This is a genomic window from Imperialibacter sp., from assembly GCF_040222385.1.
In the GTDB taxonomy this organism is placed as follows: domain Bacteria; phylum Bacteroidota; class Bacteroidia; order Cytophagales; family Cyclobacteriaceae; genus Imperialibacter.
The window spans coordinates 141,387-161,818 of the sequence record NZ_JAVKDF010000042.1 but is presented as its reverse complement, the minus strand read 5'-3'; the positions used below and the strand labels follow the sequence as shown (position 1 = coordinate 161,818).

Here is a 20,432-nt window from a genome sequence, read left to right as displayed (position 1 = left end):
ATTGTAAATTCAGTCTTTAACAACTCTAATTTTTCAACTATGAAACGATACCTGATCATGATGCTGTTCGGCACCTCTGTATTTAGTGTTGCTGCTCAGGGTGTACAAAAAGATGCCGATGGCTTTGAGTACTTTGAAATGCAGGATGGAGATACAACGTACATCATGAAAAAGTATTTTTTTGTGATGCTTAATAGCGGCCCAACCAGAAGCCAGACGAAAGAGGAAGCGGCGGCCATTCAGGAAAAGCACCTGGCACACATCAACTGGATGGCGAGCAATGGCTATGTAAACCTGGCTGGGCCTGTTGAGTCCGAAGATGAATTCAGAGGGATTTTGGTCTTCAATGTAACCTCTTTGGAGGAGGTAGAAAAGCTGGTGGCGATGGATCCGGCGGTAAAAGCAGGCAGGTTGGTCATGAAGATATATCCCTGGTGGTGCGCCAAAGGAGGTGTGTTGCGCTAACTGAAAATCAACGCTTTAGTAGTAATAATTGCGTCGGCGGCTTATCTTCGGGAGGACATTGCTTACAGCCTTGAGATTTATCCGACCAGCCAAAGTTTTTCTTTTTGTTGTTCTGCTTTCTATGCCCTCCGCTGTTTTTTCGCAAGCGAGCACTATTGATAGATTGAAAGCAGAAAACGAAGCCTATACCTCCTTGGATAGTGTAAAAGTTGATATGCTCAACAGGCTGGCCCTTGAAAATCAGTTTGTTTCTATTCTCGAAGCATTTGCCTACGGACGTGAGGCACTGGAACTAAGTGTGGAAATTGGCTACGTGAACGGTGAAGCCTATGCTTACCGAAACCTTGGCAGCAGCTATGCGATACGGCAGGATTTTGTCACTGCTGTGCAGCTGTTGGAGAAAGCGCAGGCACTTTTCGAGACAATTGGCTCGCAAAGAGGAGTGGCCGACTGTTATATCTCCATGGGGCATGTGTACAGGTGGCAGCTTGATTACTTCAAGGCTATTGAATATCAAAAGAAGGCCGCTGACATCTATGCAAAGCTCGATACACCAGAGCGTTATGGTATCACTCTCCATAATCTTGGTGAGAACTATCTTTTTATCGGCGACCTGAAAACGGCGCAACAAGTTACCCAGCAGGCCACAAAAATTCTTAAAGCTGTTGACAACAAGCAGGTGCTAACTTCTTGCTACAAAGTGTTTGGACAGATTGCCTTTGAAAGGAAGGATTTTAAAGGTGCCGAAAGTTACTTCAGGGAAGCGCTGGCGATCTCCGACGAGTTGGGGAAAGATGCTCAAAAAGAGGCCACGTTTGATGTATACCTGATGCTGGCGAAGATATACCAGCAAAAGGGGCAGAGATCTGAGGAGGAGTCGATGTTAAAAAAGGCACTTTTGCTGGCTGGCGACAACGTGCTGCTTTCGCAGGAACGGCGGGCCTACACACAACTTGTTAACCATTATTTTTTCTACAAGGAATATGAGTTGGCAGACAAAACTTTTGATGCTTTCAGTCTTATCAACGAAAAAATATACGAGCAGCAAAAAATAGAAATGGCCAATATGATGGAGCAAGTGCTTCAAACGATAAAGGTGGCCAATGAGAATGAGCTGCTCAAGCAGGAAAGGCGGTTGCAGGAAGAAAGGATTACGCTGCAGCAATATCAGATTTACTTTTTTGTGTTTTCCATTGCCTTGCTCGGTATGTTGGCACTTCTTTTGGTTCGTTCAGGCAGGCTGCGGAAGAAGTATACCGAGGAACTGGCCGCAACAAACGAATTGATAGAAGAGAAATCGAAAAAGCTTGAAGAGTTGGTGCGGGTAAAGGACAAGTTCTTCTCCATCATATCTCACGACCTTCGCAGCCCCATAAGCACCCTGGCCCAGTTTGTGTTGATGCTGAAAACTAGCTACAAAAATTTTTCAGATCAGGAAATGGAGGATGTGCTCGGAAAGTTTGACGCACAACTGACCTCGACACTTTCGCTGGCCGATGATATCATTCTTTGGGCGAAGGCAGAGATTAATCAGGCTCCCGGAATAAATGATGCTTTTGAAGTAAATAAAGCTATCGAAGCTGTGGTCAAGGTGGCAGCAGAACAGCTGCGAATGAAAGGGATTGTTTTGCAGGCAGAAATTGGCAACCACTTGATGGTGTCTGCTAACAGGGATCAGGTGGAGTTTTGCATTAGGAATATTTTAAGCAACTCGATAAAGTTCACGCCTGCGGGGGGACACATCGGTATCGGAGCCTTTTCCGAAGGAAACATGGTGGCTGTGAAAATAGAAGATAACGGAACGGGTATTTCCCCAGAAAAGCAAAGTATTTTGTTTCAAAGCCCGTTGAAACAGAGTGAAGGAGAATTGGGCACTGACGGTGAAAAGGGTAAAGGGCTCGGGCTGTATCTGGTGAATGATTTCATGAAAAAAAATGGCGGCAGGGTGGAGGTGTCGAGTGAAGCGGGAAAGGGCTCCGTATTCACCCTCTATATTCCCGTTGCCACAGCGTCATAGGATATCGCCAACCACCTCAACGGCGCTAAAGCTGGAAAACAACAAGCCCTGACCCTGCTTTTAGCGTCTCATCATGTTGCCCAGCGCCGCTTTTGCTCCACCCATTTTGTTCATCGTTTTCATCATTTTGCGCATTTGCTCAAATTGCTTCATCAGGTTGTTCACCTCCTGAATGCTGGTGCCACTTCCTTTAGCAATGCGCTGACGGCGGCTGCCGTTGATCAAATCGGGGTTTTCCCTTTCTTTAGGAGTCATCGACTTAATGATCGCTTCAATGGGCTTGAAGGAGTCATCGTCTACATCCACATCCTTCAGGGCCTTGCCCATGCCGGGGATCATACCCATCAGGTCTTTGATGTTGCCCATCTTTTTGATCTGATCGATTTGCGAAAGAAAATCGTCGAAACCAAATTGGTTCTTGCGGATCTTTTTGTTAATCCTGTCGGCTTCCTGCTGGTCAAAGGCCTCCTGTGCTTTTTCTACCAAAGACACCACGTCACCCATGCCCAGGATTCGCTGAGCCATCCTGTCGGGGTGGAACAGGTCGATGGCGTCCATTTTCTCACCAGTCGAAATAAACTTGATAGGCTTGTCAACCACGGCCCGGATAGAAAGTGCCGCACCACCACGGGTGTCACCATCCAGTTTGGTCAACACCACGCCGTCGAAGTTGAGCCTTTCATTGAAGGTTTTGGCTGTGTTCACAGCATCCTGCCCTGTCATTGAGTCGACTACGAAAAGTGTTTCGGTAGGCTTTAATGTTTTTTTCAGGCCTTCAATCTCAGCCATCATTTGTTCATCTACAGCCAAACGACCCGCCGTATCGACAATCACTATTTTCTTGCCGGTCTTCTTTGCTTGTGCAATACCATTCTGGGCAATTTGAAGAGCGTTTTTGTTTTCTGGCTCAGCATATACATCTACACCTACTTGCTCGCCCAATACTTTCAGCTGGTCAATCGCTGCAGGCCGATAAATATCGCAAGCCACCAGCATAACCTGACGACCTTGTTTTTTCAATCTATTGGCAAGCTTGCCAGTGAAAGTGGTCTTACCTGAACCCTGCAAACCCGATATAAGCACAACAGCGGGGTCGCCACTGATATTGATATCAGCCTGCGAGCCACCCATGAGGCTGGTAAGCTCTTCGTGCACGATTTTGGTAAGCAACTGGCCCGGAGAAACGGCAATGAGCACATCACGGCCAAGTGCCTTTTCTTTGATGCCGTCCGTTACTTCCTTGGCTACTTTATAGTTTACGTCAGCTTCTACCAGCGCACGACGGATTTCTTTGATCGTACTGGCAACGTTAATCTCTGATATTTTACCCTGACCTTTGAGGGTCTTAATCGCTCTGTCGAGCTTTACACTTAAACTATCGAACATGCTTCAATACTATTTTGAGGTGCAAAGATAGGACAAAGTGTGCAAGTGTGCATGCATTCAATCGGATAAGTGTTTACGTAAACAAGCTGGCAGGGAATCGCAACCTGGCTACAAAGACATCGCATGGTCGGCGGGCACATCTACCCCATTCCATATCTTTTTGGAAGTCCAGTCTGATGCTGGTGCGGCCCAAAAGCTGTTATTGGGTGGTAATCCAAGTGGTAGAAAAGCCATTGAGCAAAGATAAAGGCTGCCGGTGGAGATGTATCCTTCGGCAATGGCAGGTTGATGCCCGCAGAACCCAATAGTAAGCCAGCCATTTTTGTCAAATGTGCCTTCTGCTCCCATTATTTTCTTCATGGAAGTGGTAAGCGCCGGCCGGATGCTGGCGGGCGATATCCCTTCGTTAAGCTTTTCCATTAGTGTTATTTGTGCCAGCAACTGAAAGGCACCGATTCGGTAGGGTAGTGAGCGGCCAATAGGCGGGAAGGAGCCATCAGCCATGATCAGCCGCTCCTGGATGGCGGCATAGCGCTGCCCGATTTTCAGGAACTTGTCAAATGCCTTTTGAAAATACTGATCGTTGCGTTTGTCGAAGGGGATCATCGTGGCAGTGATGTCCAGGAGAAATGGTTGGATGACGTAGCTATTGTAATAGTCCCAGTGGAAGTCTTCACCATCGCCAAAAACGCCGTCGCCTTTGTACCAGCTTTCCATTTGCCTCACCGCAAGTTCTATTCTTACAGCGTCACCTTCATTGTAGAATTTGGCCAGGGCGGCTTCCACCATGGCACTGAAAAGAATCCAGTTGCTATGGTAGGGCCTGATCACCCGGCTGGAGATAAATGCGTTTTTTAGATTGATTTTTGTGGCGCTATCGAGCGATTCCCAAAGCTCTTTTGGGGCACGGATCAATGCGTGGGCCAGGAAGGCGGCATCTACCAGGGGCTGGGCATGCTCCGTGAAATTCATAAAATCAGGAGAGCCAGGGTCTACCGCTTTGCCGATGGCTGTTCTTGAAAGGGTTGCGTACTTTTTCCGCAGCTCCTCTTCCTTGCCTGTCAGGCTTGTTGATGCCAGCCAGGGCGCCATTCCAGACAAAAGCCGTCCGAAAGCCTCGAGGTAGGTGACCTGTCGTCTGGAAGCTTCCTGCCCTTCTTTGCACTCCACTGGCATGTTTTTCTTCAGTGTTCCTGCTGCCAGGTTCGTCAGCACAGGGTCAGCTATTTTCACAAGCATGTTGACCCAATAGGTTCTGTCGTCTTCTGCGGCGATTTGCGTGCCAGTAGGGAAGGCAGATAGAGAAGCTGGTGTCATTAAGCCAAGTGCGCCAACGCCAGCGGCATTTTTGATAAAGTTTCTTCTTTCCATGGTATTAGTTACTGCAATTCGGTAAAAAACACAAACACCCGACATGTTTCAATATGCCAGGTGCTGTAAGTAATTTGTTAGCAAACTGCCTGTTGCTAAGCGAGCTTCGCCTTCTCAGGATCCCAGTTCACAATTCTGTTTTCGAAGTAGCTCAGGTTAGAGCAAAGGGCCGGACCAGCCGCCCGCATGCCAAACAAAGCATCCTCCAGAATGGGCTTGCCTTCTCTAATGCCCGCATAAAAATTAGTGTGGTGCGAAATATCGGCGCTGTAGCCTTGTGGCGCCTTGTATTCTACTTCCGGTATCAGCATTTCTGGTGCTTCTGGTGGAAACTCCGCTTTGTACCACTTCTCAAATTCTTTTTGCTGTGCTTCTGTGAAAGTGCTGAAGCTGTCCCAGCCGCCGTAACCCGGGGCTTTTTTGGTTTTGTTTCTTTCAACTGTGAGTCCACTCCAGCCCAGGGTGATGGTGCCTTCGCTGCCCACCAGGCGTACCCTGGAGCCACCACCTCCGCCATCCACAAAGTTGACCCTCATTTGTAAATTGAAGGCCGGGTGCTTGGCAGTGGCAGGGTAGTCGTGGATGGAGCACATCAGGTCTGGCACGTCCCGGCCGTCTTTCCAATAGCGCAAGCCACCCGACGCATAGATTCTATTAGGCCCTGTTGAGCCGGTGATCGTGTGGAAGTTAGTGAACAAGTGAACGAAAAGATCGCCCGCAATGCCTGTGCCGTAGTCCTGATAGTTTCTCCAGCGGAAGAACCTCTTGGCATCGAAGGGCACTTTTGGTGCATCGCCAAGGTAACGATCCCAGTCAACCGTGGCCGGGCTGGCATCGGTGGGAATTGAGTACTGCCAGGCACCGTTGCCGCCCTGGCGGTCGTTGTAAGTTTCCACCATGATCAACTGCCCGATGGCGCCGGACTCATAAATCTCCTTAGCTTTATGGCTCACCAGGTTGCTGGCCGATTGGCTACCCACCTGAAACACTTTCTTCGTTTTGGCTTGTGTGTCTATGACTGCCTGGCCTTCGTCGAGCTTATGCACCATTGGTTTTTCGCAATACACATGCTTTCCCTTGTTCATAGCATCGATGGAAATGCGGTCGTGCCAGTGGTCAGAAGTGGCAATGATCACCGCATCAACATCTTTTCTGTCCAATATCTCCTTGTAGTCTTTAGTGGTGAAGATATCCTTTCCGTAAAGCTCTTTCGTGCGATCAAGCCTTCCAGTATAAAGGTCGCAAGCCGCTACAAGCTTTATCCCAGGTATTTGCACCGACGTACTCAGATTGTTGAAACCCATGATGCCCATACCAATGACGGCAATATTGACTTTGTCGTTGGCGGCGTATTTTTTTAGCTCGTTTTCAGGCTCTTTAATAAGAAAGGTTTGTTTGCTTTTTCCTGCCATAAGCAGCGAAGGGGCAGCACCAGCCAGCAGCGAGGTTCCTACTGCTTTCTTAATAAAATTCCGTCTGTTTGAAGTAGGTTTTTTCATTGTAAGGGAGTTATTAACTATCGAAACTGAAAGTAATATACTCCATAAAAGTCCAAGCTTCAAACGGCAGGCTGTCGTTGGTGATTATTGGTGAAGTGTGGCTGGACAGGCACTGCGGAAGGTAATGCCAAATATCACTTATTTGCGGGTGTGTCCGCTAACAAATGCCCCAGGGCGTCAATGAGCTTGTCCGATAAAACCGAGTCCTCTTTGTTGCCGCTAAAGAAAGGTTGTATCTCTTTTACGTAATTTTCGAAGCCTTCAAAGTCTCTTTTTTCGACAAGGGAAAGCAATATTTCAGCCTCTTTCATAAACAATTGTGTAACCTCCTTCACAAACGGGTTGAAGATCTGTATTTCCGCATATAGCCGGGGGTTTTGCAGCACGTACCGAGTGTAGAAAAGCAGGAATATCCGGTAAGTGGGAGAAGAGAGACTTTTGATGAAGTCCAGATTGGCCCCCATATGCGCCAGGGTTTTCGCACTCACAAATACATTGAAGTGGTTCAGTCCCTGAATGACACCCATTAGCCTGTCGTGTTCATCATAAGAGATGTCTTGCACAAGGGCTCCCTGGGTTGAAAAAAGGCTTTTCCAGTAAAGCTCAGTTTCACTCCCAACATTTGCAACGTAGTTAAAGATCACTACCTGGCCTTCCACATTCTTCACCGAAGGGGCAAACATGGGATGAATAGAAATGTATTGGGAAGAAATATCGCTCTGTTCCTGGGAGATTTTTTGATGAGCAGCTACTATGCCCGATTTGACACTGCATACGTCTATCAAAAGCTTGTCATTCAACGATGGGTATATTTCGGCAAGCACACCCTCCATGGCCGAAATGGGTACCGCCAAAATTAACACGTCGGAGGCTGCAACAAGCTCAATGTTAGAGCTGTACTGACTTGATTCATCATTGGATGTGAAGCTTACCTTGTGGCCTCTGTCAGATAGAAATTCCACCAGCCACTTGCCCATACCACGGCTTCCACCAACCACACCTATACTTTTCGAATGCTCGCTTTTCATAAAACTATTGGTCATGCTAAAGTAATTGAATAGCACGTTTTCTTATAAAAGTCTGCTAAATACATAATTTTATCTTTTCGTTCCTTCCGGTTAACTCAATTTAATCTGAACGTTCGTTCTTAAATCGGCATTGAAATTATATTATTGCCGGATAGAATCTGGGCTTGGGTAAATGGCCGAAAAGCCATTGAGACGATGATAGTTAGTCATTGTGGTCAATATACTACTACTGTGAGGGTGGTGAGGAGGGGGTTAGTTTTTGGCTCTCTTGAAAATTATAAAATTGTAACACATGAAAATTACCTTTAGCAAGAAGGTCATACAACACCTTATAGCCATAGCAGTCTTCTACCTGTTGACTATATTCTTTTTCAGCCCTGTTTTTTTCGACAATAAAAACATCAATCAGCAGGACATTCTCCAATGGCAGGGCTCCGTGCAGGAAATAAGGGAGTTTAGAGCAACGACGGGAGAGGAACCACTCTGGACCAACTCGATGTTTGGCGGAATGCCAGCCTACATGATCGATGTGGACTGGAGCAACGACATTGTGGAGTTTCTGCAATCGGCCTACAGCTTATGGCTGCCTCACCCAGTCAGGTTGGTGTTTGCCAGCATGGTGTCGTACTACATTTTGCTTCTGGCTTTTGGTGTCACTCCCTACCTGGCTATAGTGGGGGCGGTCGGTTTTGCTTTTACCTCCTACAACATGATTTGCCTGATGGCCGGACACAACGCAAGACTTGGAGCCATCGCTTTTGCACCGCTTATTCTCGCAGGTATTCACAAGGCCTACGACGGCAAAAAGAGAATAGGATTTGCACTGGCTGCGCTGGGCCTGGCGATGCACTTGCGGATCAACCACCTTCAAATCACTTACTATTTACTGCTTATCATTATCATCTATGCCATAGCTCGGTTGGTGGTGGAGACGCAGAAAGGGCTGCTGAAGCCATTTCTAAAACATAGTTTTGTACTCATTTTGGCAGCCCTGCTGGGACTGGGGACCTTCTTTGGCGAGTTTTGGGCAACTTACGACTACGCCAAATACACGCAAAGGGGAAGGCCTGAGCTGACAGCCCAAAAAGAGGCCAAGCCCAATGCTGACGGCCTCGACAAAAGCTATGCCTTCAATCACAGCAACGGCATTTTCGAGCCTATCGTAATGTTCATCCCCAATTTTTATGGGGGAGCCATGTTCGGCGGATTCGATACAGATGGAGCCGCAGCCATAGAACTACAAAAAATGGGAGTGCCCCGTCAGCAGGTAGCCCAGCAATTGAACAGCTTGCCCGCCTATTGGGGTAACCAGCCGGGCACATTGCCGTACTATGCAGGAGCAATTGTCATTTTTCTGGCAGTGCTGGGAGGTATCGTATTGCCTGGCAGACAGAAGTACTGGATGTTCGTGGTGATCGCTTTTGGCATCGCCCTCACCTGGGGCAAGAATTTTTCTTCGTTCAACTACTTTCTTTTCGACTATTTCCCGGGCTACAACAAATTCAGGTCAGTCACTTTTGCCTTGTTCATGCCATTGCTCTGTCTGCCACTGTTGGGCATGCTGGGGCTTCAGCTTGGCCTGGAAAAATCATTTGATAAAAAATGGATGAAGAGCTTCTACATCGCCCTCGGCGCAACGGGCGGTTTTGCCTTATTGGCCATAGTGTTTGCTGGCATGGGTGGCTACGCAAGTCCAAATGACGCAGGGCTTGAGCAATATCCCCGGTTGTTGCAGGCGGTGAGGATCGACAGGGCGTCGTTGCTTAGAGCCGATGCGCTGAGGTCGCTGCTGTTCATTGTTGCGGCGGGAGCATGTATCTATTTCTGGGCAAAGGGCAAACTGTCAGCTATATGGGCTCCTGTGTTGCTCGTTGTGGTCACCTCTGTGGATGTAATTTCAGTAAGTAGAAGATATCTGAACGACAAAAACTTTACAGCCAACCCAACTCGTCAATTCTTTGCCCCCTCTGAGGCAGACCAGGTGATTTTGAGTGACAAAGACTATTACCGGGTCTTCAATCTCAATGATCCTTTCAACGACGCCCAAACATCCTATTTCCACCATTCCCTAGGGGGCTATCATGCCGCCAAGCTTAGGAGGTATCAGGATTTGATCGAGTACTGCTTGTCGGGTGAGGCTAACCAGTTGTACTCCACTGTGCAGGCTGGTTCGAGAGATTTTTCAGGCCTTGGAGTAGTCAATATGCTTAATACCAGGTATTTCAAATTTGGCGATAACAAAGGGGAAGTGCTTAGAAATAGTGACGCCAATGGCCCGGCCTGGTTCGTTTCCAACGTCTATAAAGTAAATTCAGCGGATGAGGAAATAGACGTTTTGTGTGGAACTGACACCAAATCGGTAGCCATTATTGATGCCACCAAGTTTGATGTAGCCGCTACTGAATATGACGACTCCGGCACCATCGCCTTGCAGAGTTATGCACCCAACAAACTGGTGTACAAGTCAAGCTCTTCCAGCGAGGCTTTGGCCATCTTCTCCGAAATCTACTATCCTGAGGGGTGGGTAGCCCGTATCGACGGCAATGAAGTGCCGATTCTTCGGGCCGACTATGTGCTCCGGGCGCTTCAGGTGCCTGCGGGAGACCATGAGATCGTGTTTACTTTCGAGCCTGTGATTTACTCCGTTGGCAACAAAGTGATGCTTGGTTCCTCCTTCATTCTGTTGATTGTAGTGGTGCTGGTATTTGGGTATCAGGTGAGAAAGATGTTGTTTGATCAAGTTTAATGGCCATGATAGACGGGACCGAAGAAAGTGATTTGAATAGGCAAATCAAGAAACTGGAAACCAGAAAGTCGATCTCGAAAAACCTATCCATCATCCTCAATTCGATAGTGTTGTTTGTAGTCGTTTGGAACCTGGCCAACCTTTCAATGTTTCTCGACTTGAACAGAGAAGGTGCATGGGTCATTTTGGCCGCACTGGTTAGTACAATTTTCTATCATCAGGCAGACACCAAACTTTTGAAGCTAAAGCTGAAGGTGCTCGAAAAAAGGGCCTCCAACAAGCATAAGTAAGACTCAAGAGTGTTTTGTCACACTTTCCCGCATTTAATGCAACCTTTCTTAATGAATAATAGTATATATAGTACCTTGTAATACAAAATACTACCAAAATGAAAAGGACACTATTACTGATCGGAATATTTGCATTTACTTATGTTGCCGCCAATGCGCAACGACGTGTGAATGAAAGGGATCTTAAAGGCGTTTGGAAACTTGTTATCGACGTCGACAAGGATGAAGTGAGAGAGGAGATTGAGGATGAAGACAATATTGTGGCGCAAATCTTCGCTGAGACGATCACCGACTTCGCTTTCAATATTATTGAGAAGATTGATATTCGCTTTGAATTTCTTCCTGATAATCGACTAAGGGTCGAAACCAATGCCTTTGGTGAGACCGATGTTGAATATTCAGAGTGGCACATTAATAAAGATGGGGAGCTTTGGATCAGTGATTCGGATCATTTCAACATAGGTGACGACGATGAAGACGATTTCTGGATGTTCGATGGAAAGAATTTAGTGGCTTATGAAAAAAGCCATGATGGCCGCAAGAAAAACAAGGAAGTCTATTTAACACCAGTTCAATAGGCAACTTTCTTAACAAAGTGAGCAGGGGCAGAGGCAGTTAGCTTCTGCCTTTGCTATTACAGAGGGTTGTAGGTAATCAGCGGCAAGCTTTCGCCCCTTTTGAAATTTTGGCGATTCGGTGGCAGTTCGAGAAATGCATTAGCATACAGCAAGTTCGCTAAATCACCCGATCCACCACCTGACCGTGGTTGTGCCCAAAGAACGCCTTCCGTGTCCAAATGAGTCCTTACCTGTAGAAAGTAGGTAAGAGGCGGCTCAAAGTCAAAATCTTCACTCAGTTTGGCGTGTTGCTCCGTAGGTGCAATGCCCAGACAGGCCTTCAGCCAGGGCAGGAAATACCTGTGAAAGCACATAAATGTCGAAATAGGGTTGCCGGGAAACGCAAACATAAACTTTTTCTCTTCGATGCGGCCAAACCAGAACGGCTTGCCTGGTTTTTGTGCCACTCTGTGGAATACTTTCTGCACCTGAAGCGATTCAAGTACTTCCGGCAGGTAATCAGCCTTGCCTTTTGATACACCACCACTCAGCAGCAACACATCATTCTGCTTCAGAATGTTTCCAAGTTGCTCCGTCAGGCTTTCTTTGTCGTCCCTGATATGGAAAACCTCAGGCTCCACACCCCATCCTTGAAGGGCGGCTACAAGTGCCTGACTGTTGGAGGACCGTATTTGATAGGGTTCAGGATGCTCGTCTACAGCCACCAGCTCATCGCCTGTGGCAATAACTGCTACTTTTGGCAGGCAAAACACCCTGGGTACGGCTGCTCCCACCGTTGCCAGCACGGCGATTTCCGATGCACGAATGAGGGTGCCTACATCCAGTAGCTTGGTGCCTTTTTTCTGGTCTCCTCCTTCTTTGTGTACGTTTTGACCTTCCTTTACCTGTTTACCAGACAAAGTGGCTTCTCCATTGGCTATCTCAATCTCTTCGTAGGCCACCACAGTATCACAACTGCCAGGCAGTACGGCACCGGTCATCACCTCCAAAGCTGCGTCAGGGTTTTGAAGATTTTTTGCCTCTTCACCTGCCAATTGGGTGCCTTCAAGCGGAAAGGTTCTGCGTCCATTTTTATACGCTTTGTAGGAAAATGCGATGCCGTCCATCGTTACCCGGTCGAAGGGAGGGAAATTTCTGTCTGCAAAAACCTCCATGGCCAACACCCTGCCCGACGCCTCCTGCAGGTTGACGTGCTCCTTTTTCAACCTGAGCTGAGTGGATAAAATAAGCGAAGTAGCTTCGTTAACTGAAATCATTGGTTTGACATACTTAGATCAACTGTCCAACTTTATTTTTTATCTTTAGCGAGTATTCTTAACTGAATCCCAGCCCAAAGTAAATGAACATTAAAGAAAAGGAACTTAGCCATGTAAACAAAGAGGGGCAGGCAGCCATGGTGGATGTGGGCGAAAAGAAGGTGACTCGAAGAATGGCGTCGGCAAGAGCCATTGTTGTGCTTCCGCAAGAGGTGATGTCCTTGTTGAAAGATGGAGAGCTCTGGGGAAAAAAGGGGCCCGTGATTCAAACGGCCATCATTGCTGGTACCATGGGGGCTAAAAGAACGGGGGAACTCATACCCATGTGTCATCCGTTAGGTCTGGAGAGTTGCTCATTTGACACGGAATGGAAAGGCAATGAGCTCATCATTCAGTGCACTACAAAGATTGAGAGTAAGACAGGTGTTGAAATGGAGGCTTTGACCGGAGCGTCAGTGGCGGCACTCACGGTTTACGATATGTGCAAGGCTCTTTCGCACGACATTGTCATTAAAGAAATCAAACTACTGGAGAAGCGTGGAGGAAAAAGCGATTTCAAAAGAGAAGCATAGCAAACATGCCAAGTTAGCCAAGCCAATGGGCGGCAGCTATCACCGCCAGGAGTGGGCCATATTGGGAACTCCTTGCGGAGAAATCAGGAAGCTGGTCGGCAGCCTATGCGCTGCTCTGGGTGAAAAATGGAAACTGGCTTATTTAGATGAAGACCATAAGGCTTCAGAAGAAGAGTATAAAACCTCCATGCTTAGTGGGCAGGCATATCTGGAGGCAACCAATAAAATCAACTATTTTCGGTTCGACCACGCAACGGCACCATCACCCTTTGCGACAAAAGCAATTTTCAATGCACTCGATGCCATCTTTATCAATGGAAATCATTTCACTGCTTCCCGGCAGATCGTGGTGATTGATCCACGAAAGGATGTTGTAAAGAAGATAGACCGGCTCACCAATATCTGCCTGGTCTTAATGGCGGAAGGGCAAACAAAGATTTCCGACGAGGTACAGGCACGGATGAACCCCGGCACGCCCGTTATTTCTGTCAGCGACAAACAGAGGATCATCAACTGGGTGGCATCGCAACTCGACCTTTCCGTGGCACCTGTCAAAGGGCTTGTATTGGCTGGAGGTAAAAGCCAGCGAATGGAGACTGACAAGGGGCTTATTTTCTACCATGGAAAGCCACAAAGAGAGTATATGTATGATTTGCTTAGTGCGGCAGGCATTCAGCCTCACCTCTCTATCAGAACCGATCAGACTTACTCTGTCTCTGAGGAAGCAAATACAGTTATGGATCGTTTTTTAGGCCTTGGGCCGTATGGAGCCATTTTATCGGCATTGATGAGCGACCCGAATGCGGCCTGGCTTACTGTGGCTTGCGATTTGCCACTTTTGGGTAAGGAACACATCGATCTATTGCTACAGTACCGAAACCCTTCAAAGGTAGCAACGGCTTTTTATAACCCCGAGACCGACTTCCCTGAGCCTCTTATCACCATTTGGGAGCCAAAGGCTTATCAGGTGCTGCTCAACTATCTATCAGAAGGCTATTCCTGTCCAAGAAAGGTATTGATCAATTCAGATATTGAGTTGGTGAATGTGGCAGACCACGCATTTATGATGAACGCCAACACTCCAGACGAAAAGGACAAAGCACTGAACCTGATTGCCGCCTCAGCCAAATTTAGCTGAGCTAACTAAAACATGGCTTTTCTGGCTGTTTAAGGCACTACCTCAACTCAACTCAAATTTTTTTTCTCAAAGTGAAACAATTTCATTCAATTGTATGTATATACATATAAGTACAAACATTTAAATTAATACATACAATGGAAACACAAACTCTGACCCAATGGAACCTTGATACTATGCACTCTGAACTTCAGTTCAAGGTGAAGCACCTGGTCATTTCAACAGTAACCGGTTCATTCAAAAACTTCAATGTGGAGGTAGCCACAGAAGGCGACGATTTTACAACTGCACAAATAAAGCTGACTGCCGATGTGAGGACAATTGATACCGGCAATGAGCAAAGAGATGGACACCTCAAAAGCGACGACTTTTTCAATGCTGAGAAATTCCCTGCGTTGACTTTCGAAAGCACTGGCATCAAAAAAGTTGATGAGGAAAGCTTCATTCTTTCAGGAAACCTTACAATCCGTGACATTACCAAGCCAGTAGACTTGAATGTGGTGTTGGGAGGCATTGCAGTTGATCCATACGGCAATACTAAAGCAGGTTTTGAGGTAGAAGGGAAAGTGAACAGAAAGGAATTTGACCTCAAGTGGAATGGCGTTACCGAAGCTGGTAGTGTGGTGGTAGGCGATGTTGTTAAAATCCTGGGAAATATTCAGGTAGCAAAGGCTCAGTAAGCATATTTCAATCAATCGTAGGTGAAAGTCTCTCATTAATGAGAGACTTTTTTGTTGATTTTTATAGCGAAAGGTACTCTTTTATCGAACTGGCTGCCTTTCTTTTCCCCCAGCTAATGCCTACATTCAAATTTGAGTTAGCTATTGCTTAAGTGAATCGCCTGGTAAAAATTGTACTTATTTTCCTGATGGGAATAGTCCTGCTATTCCAGAGTGCTTGTCGTGACAAAGAATCACCCAAAGAAATGGGCAATCTTTGGCAGGCAATAGAAGAGGCAAAGGAACTGAGCATTTTCGAGAATGCTATTGTTGTGGCTGGCCTACAGCCACTTTTTGAGGAACAAGGCCCCTACACGGTTTTTGCACCCACTAACGAGGCCATGTTGATCTTTTTTGAAGAATTTGGCTTTACAGAAGGTCTTGCCAACTTAAGCCCTCAGGATTTACAGATAGTGGTACTGTATCATGTAGTCGATGACCGGTTGTTCCTGAAGAATTTCAGCGAAGAGCTTGGCTACCCGACGTTATTTAATGGCTTTGAGGCCTTTATTGCACGATTGAATAGTGATGTATCGATCAATGGAGTGTCAAATGTCATCGTTGGCGATTTTGAAGCTTCAAACGGCGTTCTTCATATAGTTGATCACACCTTCTTTATAAAGGCTTCTGACGGTTCTATAGGAATTCCGGGTGCCGATGGGGGAGGTGTGGGAGGAAATAACCCTAATCGAAGGGGCCCTTGAGCTATTTCTTGATCAGATATTTCAGAGCCAGTTGTCTCAGGAATTTTTTGCTTGTGCTGATTTCCGGGTCTGCATAAGTAAACTGCGAAAGCTCAGCAATCACGCCGGGCAAATACCCAAGTTTAAGCGCTATTTTTTCACAAAACTCGATTTCGCTGGTGAAGACTTTGCCATCTACCTTCATTAACTGCACAATGTTCAGAAGGTAGTCGAGCCTGTCGTCTTCGTTGACGCCTTCCAGTGTAGGCATTGGCTTTGGGTGATCAATCAGCGTTTCTATCTGATACTTTGACAAGCCATTGAGCGCACCTATGTAATGAATCAGTTTTGACTCAGACGGGGCTACATATTTATCTACCCTCGACAAATGAACCAAAACACTTAGTTGATCGACAACATCCATAAAGCAAAGTTAAAAGTATCTATACTCAGGCCAAAATGATAAAAAAGTAAAGCTATTTGGTTAGGTTGGATCAAATTAAAATTACAACTAATTCTTGATTTTCTACCTTTTTGCCTGCAAAAAAATGCAAACGGCAAAACCTCATGGGATGGCGAGTGATGCTCAACACTCATTTCGCCAAAAAGAGTAAAAACTCATGCAAATAGCTTTCTTCATTGCTCAGTCACAAGAAAGATTTATTCAAAAAATTCCCGGATGTCTTGCGGCGTAATTCTTCGGCTGCTACATTAGCGTCCGTTATGACAAAAGCAAGCACTCATATGATCTGGTGGTGGCACAATTCGACATTCGAATCGTGAACCGGTAGATTTTATGATCTTGAAAAAAGGGCCTGTTCACGCAGGCCCTTTTTTGTTGCACCATGAACCAAATTTTTATGTATCACATCAGGCAAACATCCAAAAAATTGCTGGCAGATACCCACACTCCAGTGAGTATTTACCTCAGACTGAGAGACAAGTATCCGAATACGTTTCTGCTTGAAAGTTCTGATTATCATGGACAGGAAAACAGTATGTCATTTATCTGCTGTCAACCAATGGCCTCTATGACGCTAAGAGGCAGGGAATTTTCATCCGAATTTCCCGACAGCAGCGTGGAGAACCATTCGTTAGGCGACGCTGGTAAACTTACCGAATTGATGAGTGCCTTCATGGGTAAGTTTGATATTAAAGAAGAGGCGGGTGTCAAGTTTTCTGTAGCAGGTCTGTTTGGCTACCTGGCCTATGATGCTGTACAACGGTTTGAGGACATTAAGTTTGACTCATCCAAAAAGGATCAATTCCATATTCCTGATATGCACTATTCGCTTTTCAGGTATGTGATTGCCATCGACCATTTCAAGAATGACCTGTTTATCGTCGAAAATCAGATCGACGGTCAGACATCCAGTATCGATGAAATGGTGAGCCTGATCACTAGTCGCAATGTGCCTACTTTTCATTTTAGCATAAAGAACGGAGAGGAATCGAACTTTACAGATGCGGAATTTTTGGAGATTGTAAAGAAAGGAATTCATCATTGCCAGGTAGGCGATGTGTTTCAGATAGTGCTTTCCCGCAGGTTTCAGTCTTCCTTCGAAGGCGATGAATTTCAGGTGTACAGAGCGTTGCGCTCTATTAACCCATCTCCCTATCTCTTCTATTTTGACTACGGTAATTTCAAAATTTTCGGCTCCTCGCCTGAGGCGCAGATAGTGATAAAAGACGGTGAAGCCACTATTTACCCTATAGCGGGCACTTTCCGAAGAACAGGCAATGACCAGTCGGATGCCGAGCTGGCCAAGAAGCTTTATGAAGACCCCAAAGAGGACTCAGAGCATGTGATGTTGGTGGATTTGGCAAGGAACGATCTGAGTAAAAGCAGTGATGCCGTGAAGGTGGAAACCTACAAGGAGATTCAGTACTATTCGCATGTGATTCACCTGGTTTCGAAGGTGTCGGGTAAGTTGAAAAAAGGTACTTCTCCACTGGAAATGGTGGGCAGCACTTTTCCGGCAGGCACCTTGTCGGGCGCACCAAAGCACATGGCCATGCAGTTGATTGATAAGTACGAGGCGGTTAAAAGGGGCTATTACGGCGGAGCCATTGGCTACCTGGGGCTGAATGGTGACTTTAATCATGCCATTATGATCAGGTCGTTTCTTGCGCAGAACAATACGCTGTTCTACCAGGCAGGAGCGGGCATTGTGGCCAAATCGAACCCGGAAAGTGAAGTGCAGGAAGTATATAACAAATTGGCGGCTTTAAAATCGGCGCTTGAGCTGGCGCAGGAAATATGAAGATCCTTGTATTAGATAACTACGACTCATTCACCTACAACCTTGTCCACATATTGGTGGAGCTGGGTTATGGCGACACAACAGATGTGTTCAGGAACGACAAGATCAGCCTCGATGAGGTGGAAAAGTACGACAAAGTGCTGCTATCGCCTGGCCCTGGTCTACCGAAGGATGCTGGGATTATGCCGGAGCTTTTGAAAAGGTATTCGCCTTCCAAAAGTATTCTGGGAGTGTGCTTGGGGCACCAGGCCATTGGTGAAGCATTTGGAGGGGAGCTTTTTAATATGCCTGTCGTGCTGCATGGCGTGGCTAACGACACGATCATGACTGGTGTGGAAGATAAGCTATTTGAAACCTTGCCCGACAAGTTTAGGGTATGTCGCTACCATTCCTGGTCTGTGGTGTCTGGCAACTTGCCCGCTGATTTATTGGTGACTTCACGAGACGCCGAGGGCAATATCATGTCGATGCGCCACAAACAATACAGCGTAAGGGGTGTGCAGTTTCATCCTGAGTCTATTCTGACCGAGCATGGCAAACAAATGATTAATAACTGGGTAACAAAATGTTAGTGCAATGAAGGAAGTACTGAACGAACTATTCGAGTATAAATCGCTGACAAAGGAGCGGGCCAGGGAAATACTAGTGAACCTTGCTAAGGGGGAATACAACTCATCGCAAATGGCTGCTTTTCTCACAGTCTTTATGATGCGGTCGATTACCGTAGAAGAACTTGAGGGGTTCCGTGATGCCATGCTGGATTTATGCGTTGCGCTCGACCTTAAAAAATACGATGCCATTGACTTGTGCGGAACTGGAGGCGACGGCAAAGACACGTTCAACATCTCCACGCTGGCATCCTTTGTGGTGGCTGGGGCTGGCCAAAATGTGGCCAAGCATGGCAATAATGGCGTTTCATCTATCTGTGGCTCGTCGAATCTGCTGGCCTATTTTGGCTACGAATTCACTAACGACAAGGACAAGATTGAGAAGAGTATTGCCGAAAGTGGCATCTGTTTTTTGCATGCTCCCCTCTTTCATCCGGCCATGAAGAACATAGCGCCTATCAGGAAGGAGCTGGGCGTGAAAACTTTCTTCAACATGCTCGGGCCCATGGTAAATCCGGCTTTCCCCGACAAGCAGCTTGTCGGTGTTTTTAGCCTGGAATTAGCCCGGCTTTACGGCTACCTCTACCAGCGGTCGGGTAAGGAGTTTGTCATCCTTCATTCTCTGGATGGATACGACGAAGTGTCGCTCACCGGAGGGTTTAAAATGATTACCAATCAGGGCGAGAAAGTGCTGTACCCGGGAGACCTGGGTTTGTCGACCGTGAAGGCAATTGAACTAAAGGGTGGCGAGACAATTGAAGAGTCGGCGGCTATCTTTTTGAAAGTGATCAAAGGGGAGGGAACCAGAGCCCAGACAGAGGCCGTTTTGGCCAATGCCGGGCTGGCACTTTACGTAGGTAAGCAGCTAAGTTCTGTGAAGGAGGGAGTGCAAATGGCCAAAGAATCTCTTGAATCTGGAAGGGCTTTCCAAACATTCAGAAACTTAGTTGGCGATTCAAAGATATCTGTAAGTATTTCATAATTTTGTAAGCAATGGAGAATATCCTGGATAAGATTCTTGCCGTAAAAAAGCAGGAAGTAGAGCGACGGAAAGAGCTGTTTCCAGCTAAGCTACTGGAAGAGAGCATCTACTTTCCTTCGCCCACTGTGTCGATGAAAAAGTACCTGCTCCGACCCGATAAGTCTGGCATCATCGCCGAAATCAAAAGAAAGTCCCCTTCGAAAGGAGTCATCAATCCCAACGTCTCGGTGGAGCGCATTTCCATAGGGTATATGCAAGCTGGCGCAAGTGGGCTTTCCATCCTTACTGACAGTGAGTTCTTCGGAGGTAAAAATGAGGACCTGACCACCGCCAGAAACTTCAACTTTTGCCCAATTCTCCGAAAAGACTTTATCATCGACGAATATCAAATCATTGAAGCCAAGTCAATTGGCGCTGATGTGATTCTGCTGATAGCCGCAGCCTTGCCACCAAAGCGATTAAAAGGCCTGGCTCAGTTTGCTAAGTCGCTCGGGCTGGAGGTGCTGATGGAGGTGCACAACGAAGAAGAGTTATTGAACAATATCCATCCCGAACTAGATATAGTAGGGGTGAACAATCGTGATCTGAAGCGCTTCGTGACGGATATCAATATCAGCAAGGAGCTAGTGGCAAAAATTCCTGAGGATTATGTGAAGATTTCGGAGAGCGGCATAAGTGATCCAGCGGTTATGCTCGAATTAAAAGAATGTGGCTTTGAAGGCTTCCTGATTGGCGAGCAGTTTATGAAAGAAAGCAGGCCTGAGGTGGGTGCGAAGCATTTCATTGAGCGCTTTCATTACCTGGAGAAAACCAAAACCCAAACGGTTTAA

Annotated in this window: 19 protein-coding genes; 13 read left to right on the top strand and 6 right to left on the bottom strand. The window is 46.7% G+C overall.

Going from position 1 to position 20,432, the window contains the following annotated elements; all coding sequences use genetic code 11:
• The first annotated feature begins 39 nt into the window (after nucleotides 1-39).
• Both RIG68_RS22825 and RIG68_RS22820 read left to right on the top strand, forming a co-directional pair.
• Nucleotides 40-465: a YciI family protein gene (locus tag RIG68_RS22825; protein ID WP_350127772.1), complete on the top strand. Its 426-nt coding sequence runs from the start codon at nucleotides 40-42 to the stop codon at nucleotides 463-465.
• A 163-nt stretch (nucleotides 466-628) separates the two neighbouring features.
• Entirely contained in the window at nucleotides 629-2,482 is a 1,854-nt protein-coding gene (locus RIG68_RS22820; protein WP_350127769.1) for an ATP-binding protein, read from the top strand.
• Nucleotides 2,483-2,542: 60 nt separating this feature from the next.
• Here RIG68_RS22820 and ffh read toward each other — a convergent pair whose 3' ends face one another.
• The 4 genes from ffh to RIG68_RS22800 all read right to left on the bottom strand — a co-directional run bounded on the left by ffh (nucleotide 2,543) and on the right by RIG68_RS22800 (nucleotide 7,781).
• Entirely contained in the window at nucleotides 2,543-3,868 is a 1,326-nt protein-coding gene (gene ffh / locus RIG68_RS22815) for a signal recognition particle protein (RefSeq protein ID WP_350127766.1), read from the bottom strand.
• Nucleotides 3,869-3,976: 108 nt separating this feature from the next.
• Nucleotides 3,977-5,239 (bottom strand): DUF2264 domain-containing protein, encoded by a 1,263-nt coding sequence (locus tag RIG68_RS22810; protein WP_350127763.1) that lies wholly within the window; start codon nucleotides 5,237-5,239, stop codon nucleotides 3,977-3,979.
• Nucleotides 5,240-5,334: 95 nt separating this feature from the next.
• Entirely contained in the window at nucleotides 5,335-6,738 is a 1,404-nt protein-coding gene (locus RIG68_RS22805; protein ID WP_350127760.1) for a Gfo/Idh/MocA family protein, read from the bottom strand.
• Nucleotides 6,739-6,872: 134 nt separating this feature from the next.
• Nucleotides 6,873-7,781: a prephenate dehydrogenase/arogenate dehydrogenase family protein gene (locus tag RIG68_RS22800; protein WP_350127757.1), complete on the bottom strand. Its 909-nt coding sequence runs from the start codon at nucleotides 7,779-7,781 to the stop codon at nucleotides 6,873-6,875.
• Between the two features lie 277 nt (nucleotides 7,782-8,058).
• Between RIG68_RS22800 and RIG68_RS22795 the strand changes: the two genes are divergently transcribed.
• The 3 genes from RIG68_RS22795 to RIG68_RS22785 all read left to right on the top strand — a co-directional run bounded on the left by RIG68_RS22795 (nucleotide 8,059) and on the right by RIG68_RS22785 (nucleotide 11,380).
• Complete coding sequence (locus tag RIG68_RS22795) at nucleotides 8,059-10,512, top strand: YfhO family protein (protein ID WP_350127754.1); 2,454 nt, start codon at nucleotides 8,059-8,061, stop codon at nucleotides 10,510-10,512.
• A gap of 5 nt (nucleotides 10,513-10,517) precedes the next feature.
• The gene (locus RIG68_RS22790) at nucleotides 10,518-10,802 is read left to right on the top strand and encodes a hypothetical protein (protein WP_350127751.1); all 285 of its coding nucleotides are present in this window, start codon (nucleotides 10,518-10,520) and stop codon (nucleotides 10,800-10,802) included.
• Between the two features lie 98 nt (nucleotides 10,803-10,900).
• Nucleotides 10,901-11,380 (top strand): hypothetical protein, encoded by a 480-nt coding sequence (locus RIG68_RS22785; protein ID WP_350070178.1) that lies wholly within the window; start codon nucleotides 10,901-10,903, stop codon nucleotides 11,378-11,380.
• 56 nt (nucleotides 11,381-11,436) lie between these two features.
• Here RIG68_RS22785 and RIG68_RS22780 read toward each other — a convergent pair whose 3' ends face one another.
• The gene (locus tag RIG68_RS22780; RefSeq protein ID WP_350127748.1) at nucleotides 11,437-12,636 is read right to left on the bottom strand and encodes a molybdopterin molybdotransferase MoeA; all 1,200 of its coding nucleotides are present in this window, start codon (nucleotides 12,634-12,636) and stop codon (nucleotides 11,437-11,439) included.
• Nucleotides 12,637-12,719: 83 nt separating this feature from the next.
• Between RIG68_RS22780 and moaC the strand changes: the two genes are divergently transcribed.
• From moaC to RIG68_RS22760, 4 genes are all read left to right on the top strand, one after another.
• The gene (gene moaC / locus RIG68_RS22775; RefSeq protein WP_350070172.1) at nucleotides 12,720-13,208 is read left to right on the top strand and encodes a cyclic pyranopterin monophosphate synthase MoaC; all 489 of its coding nucleotides are present in this window, start codon (nucleotides 12,720-12,722) and stop codon (nucleotides 13,206-13,208) included.
• A complete protein-coding gene (locus tag RIG68_RS22770) occupies nucleotides 13,174-14,346 on the top strand; it encodes an NTP transferase domain-containing protein (RefSeq protein ID WP_350127745.1) in 1,173 nt (390 codons plus the stop codon). The genes moaC and RIG68_RS22770 overlap by 35 nt, the downstream gene beginning before the upstream one ends.
• Nucleotides 14,347-14,483: 137 nt before the next feature.
• Nucleotides 14,484-15,026 carry a YceI family protein gene (locus tag RIG68_RS22765; protein WP_350127742.1) on the top strand — a complete coding sequence of 181 codons (543 nt, stop codon included), beginning with the start codon at nucleotides 14,484-14,486 and terminating at the stop codon, nucleotides 15,024-15,026.
• Nucleotides 15,027-15,178: 152 nt separating this feature from the next.
• Nucleotides 15,179-15,769 carry a fasciclin domain-containing protein gene (locus RIG68_RS22760; RefSeq protein ID WP_350127739.1) on the top strand — a complete coding sequence of 197 codons (591 nt, stop codon included), beginning with the start codon at nucleotides 15,179-15,181 and terminating at the stop codon, nucleotides 15,767-15,769.
• 1 nt (nucleotide 15,770) lies between these two features.
• Here RIG68_RS22760 and RIG68_RS22755 read toward each other — a convergent pair whose 3' ends face one another.
• On the bottom strand, nucleotides 15,771-16,172 hold the full coding sequence (locus RIG68_RS22755; RefSeq protein ID WP_350127736.1) for a tellurite resistance TerB family protein: 402 nt from the start codon (nucleotides 16,170-16,172) through the stop codon (nucleotides 15,771-15,773).
• 436 nt (nucleotides 16,173-16,608) lie between these two features.
• On the opposite strand from RIG68_RS22755, the gene RIG68_RS22750 reads away from it, so the two are divergent.
• From RIG68_RS22750 to trpC, 4 genes are read left to right on the top strand one after another with little or no spacing between them, the layout of a single operon-like run.
• Nucleotides 16,609-18,012 (top strand): anthranilate synthase component I family protein, encoded by a 1,404-nt coding sequence (locus tag RIG68_RS22750; protein ID WP_350127733.1) that lies wholly within the window; start codon nucleotides 16,609-16,611, stop codon nucleotides 18,010-18,012.
• Nucleotides 18,009-18,584: an anthranilate synthase component II gene (locus RIG68_RS22745; protein ID WP_350127730.1), complete on the top strand. Its 576-nt coding sequence runs from the start codon at nucleotides 18,009-18,011 to the stop codon at nucleotides 18,582-18,584. The genes RIG68_RS22750 and RIG68_RS22745 overlap by 4 nt, the downstream gene beginning before the upstream one ends.
• 4 nt (nucleotides 18,585-18,588) lie before the next feature.
• A complete protein-coding gene (gene trpD / locus RIG68_RS22740; protein ID WP_350127727.1) occupies nucleotides 18,589-19,602 on the top strand; it encodes an anthranilate phosphoribosyltransferase in 1,014 nt (337 codons plus the stop codon).
• Nucleotides 19,603-19,613: 11 nt separating this feature from the next.
• Nucleotides 19,614-20,432 carry an indole-3-glycerol phosphate synthase TrpC gene (gene trpC, locus RIG68_RS22735; protein ID WP_350127724.1) on the top strand — a complete coding sequence of 273 codons (819 nt, stop codon included), beginning with the start codon at nucleotides 19,614-19,616 and terminating at the stop codon, nucleotides 20,430-20,432.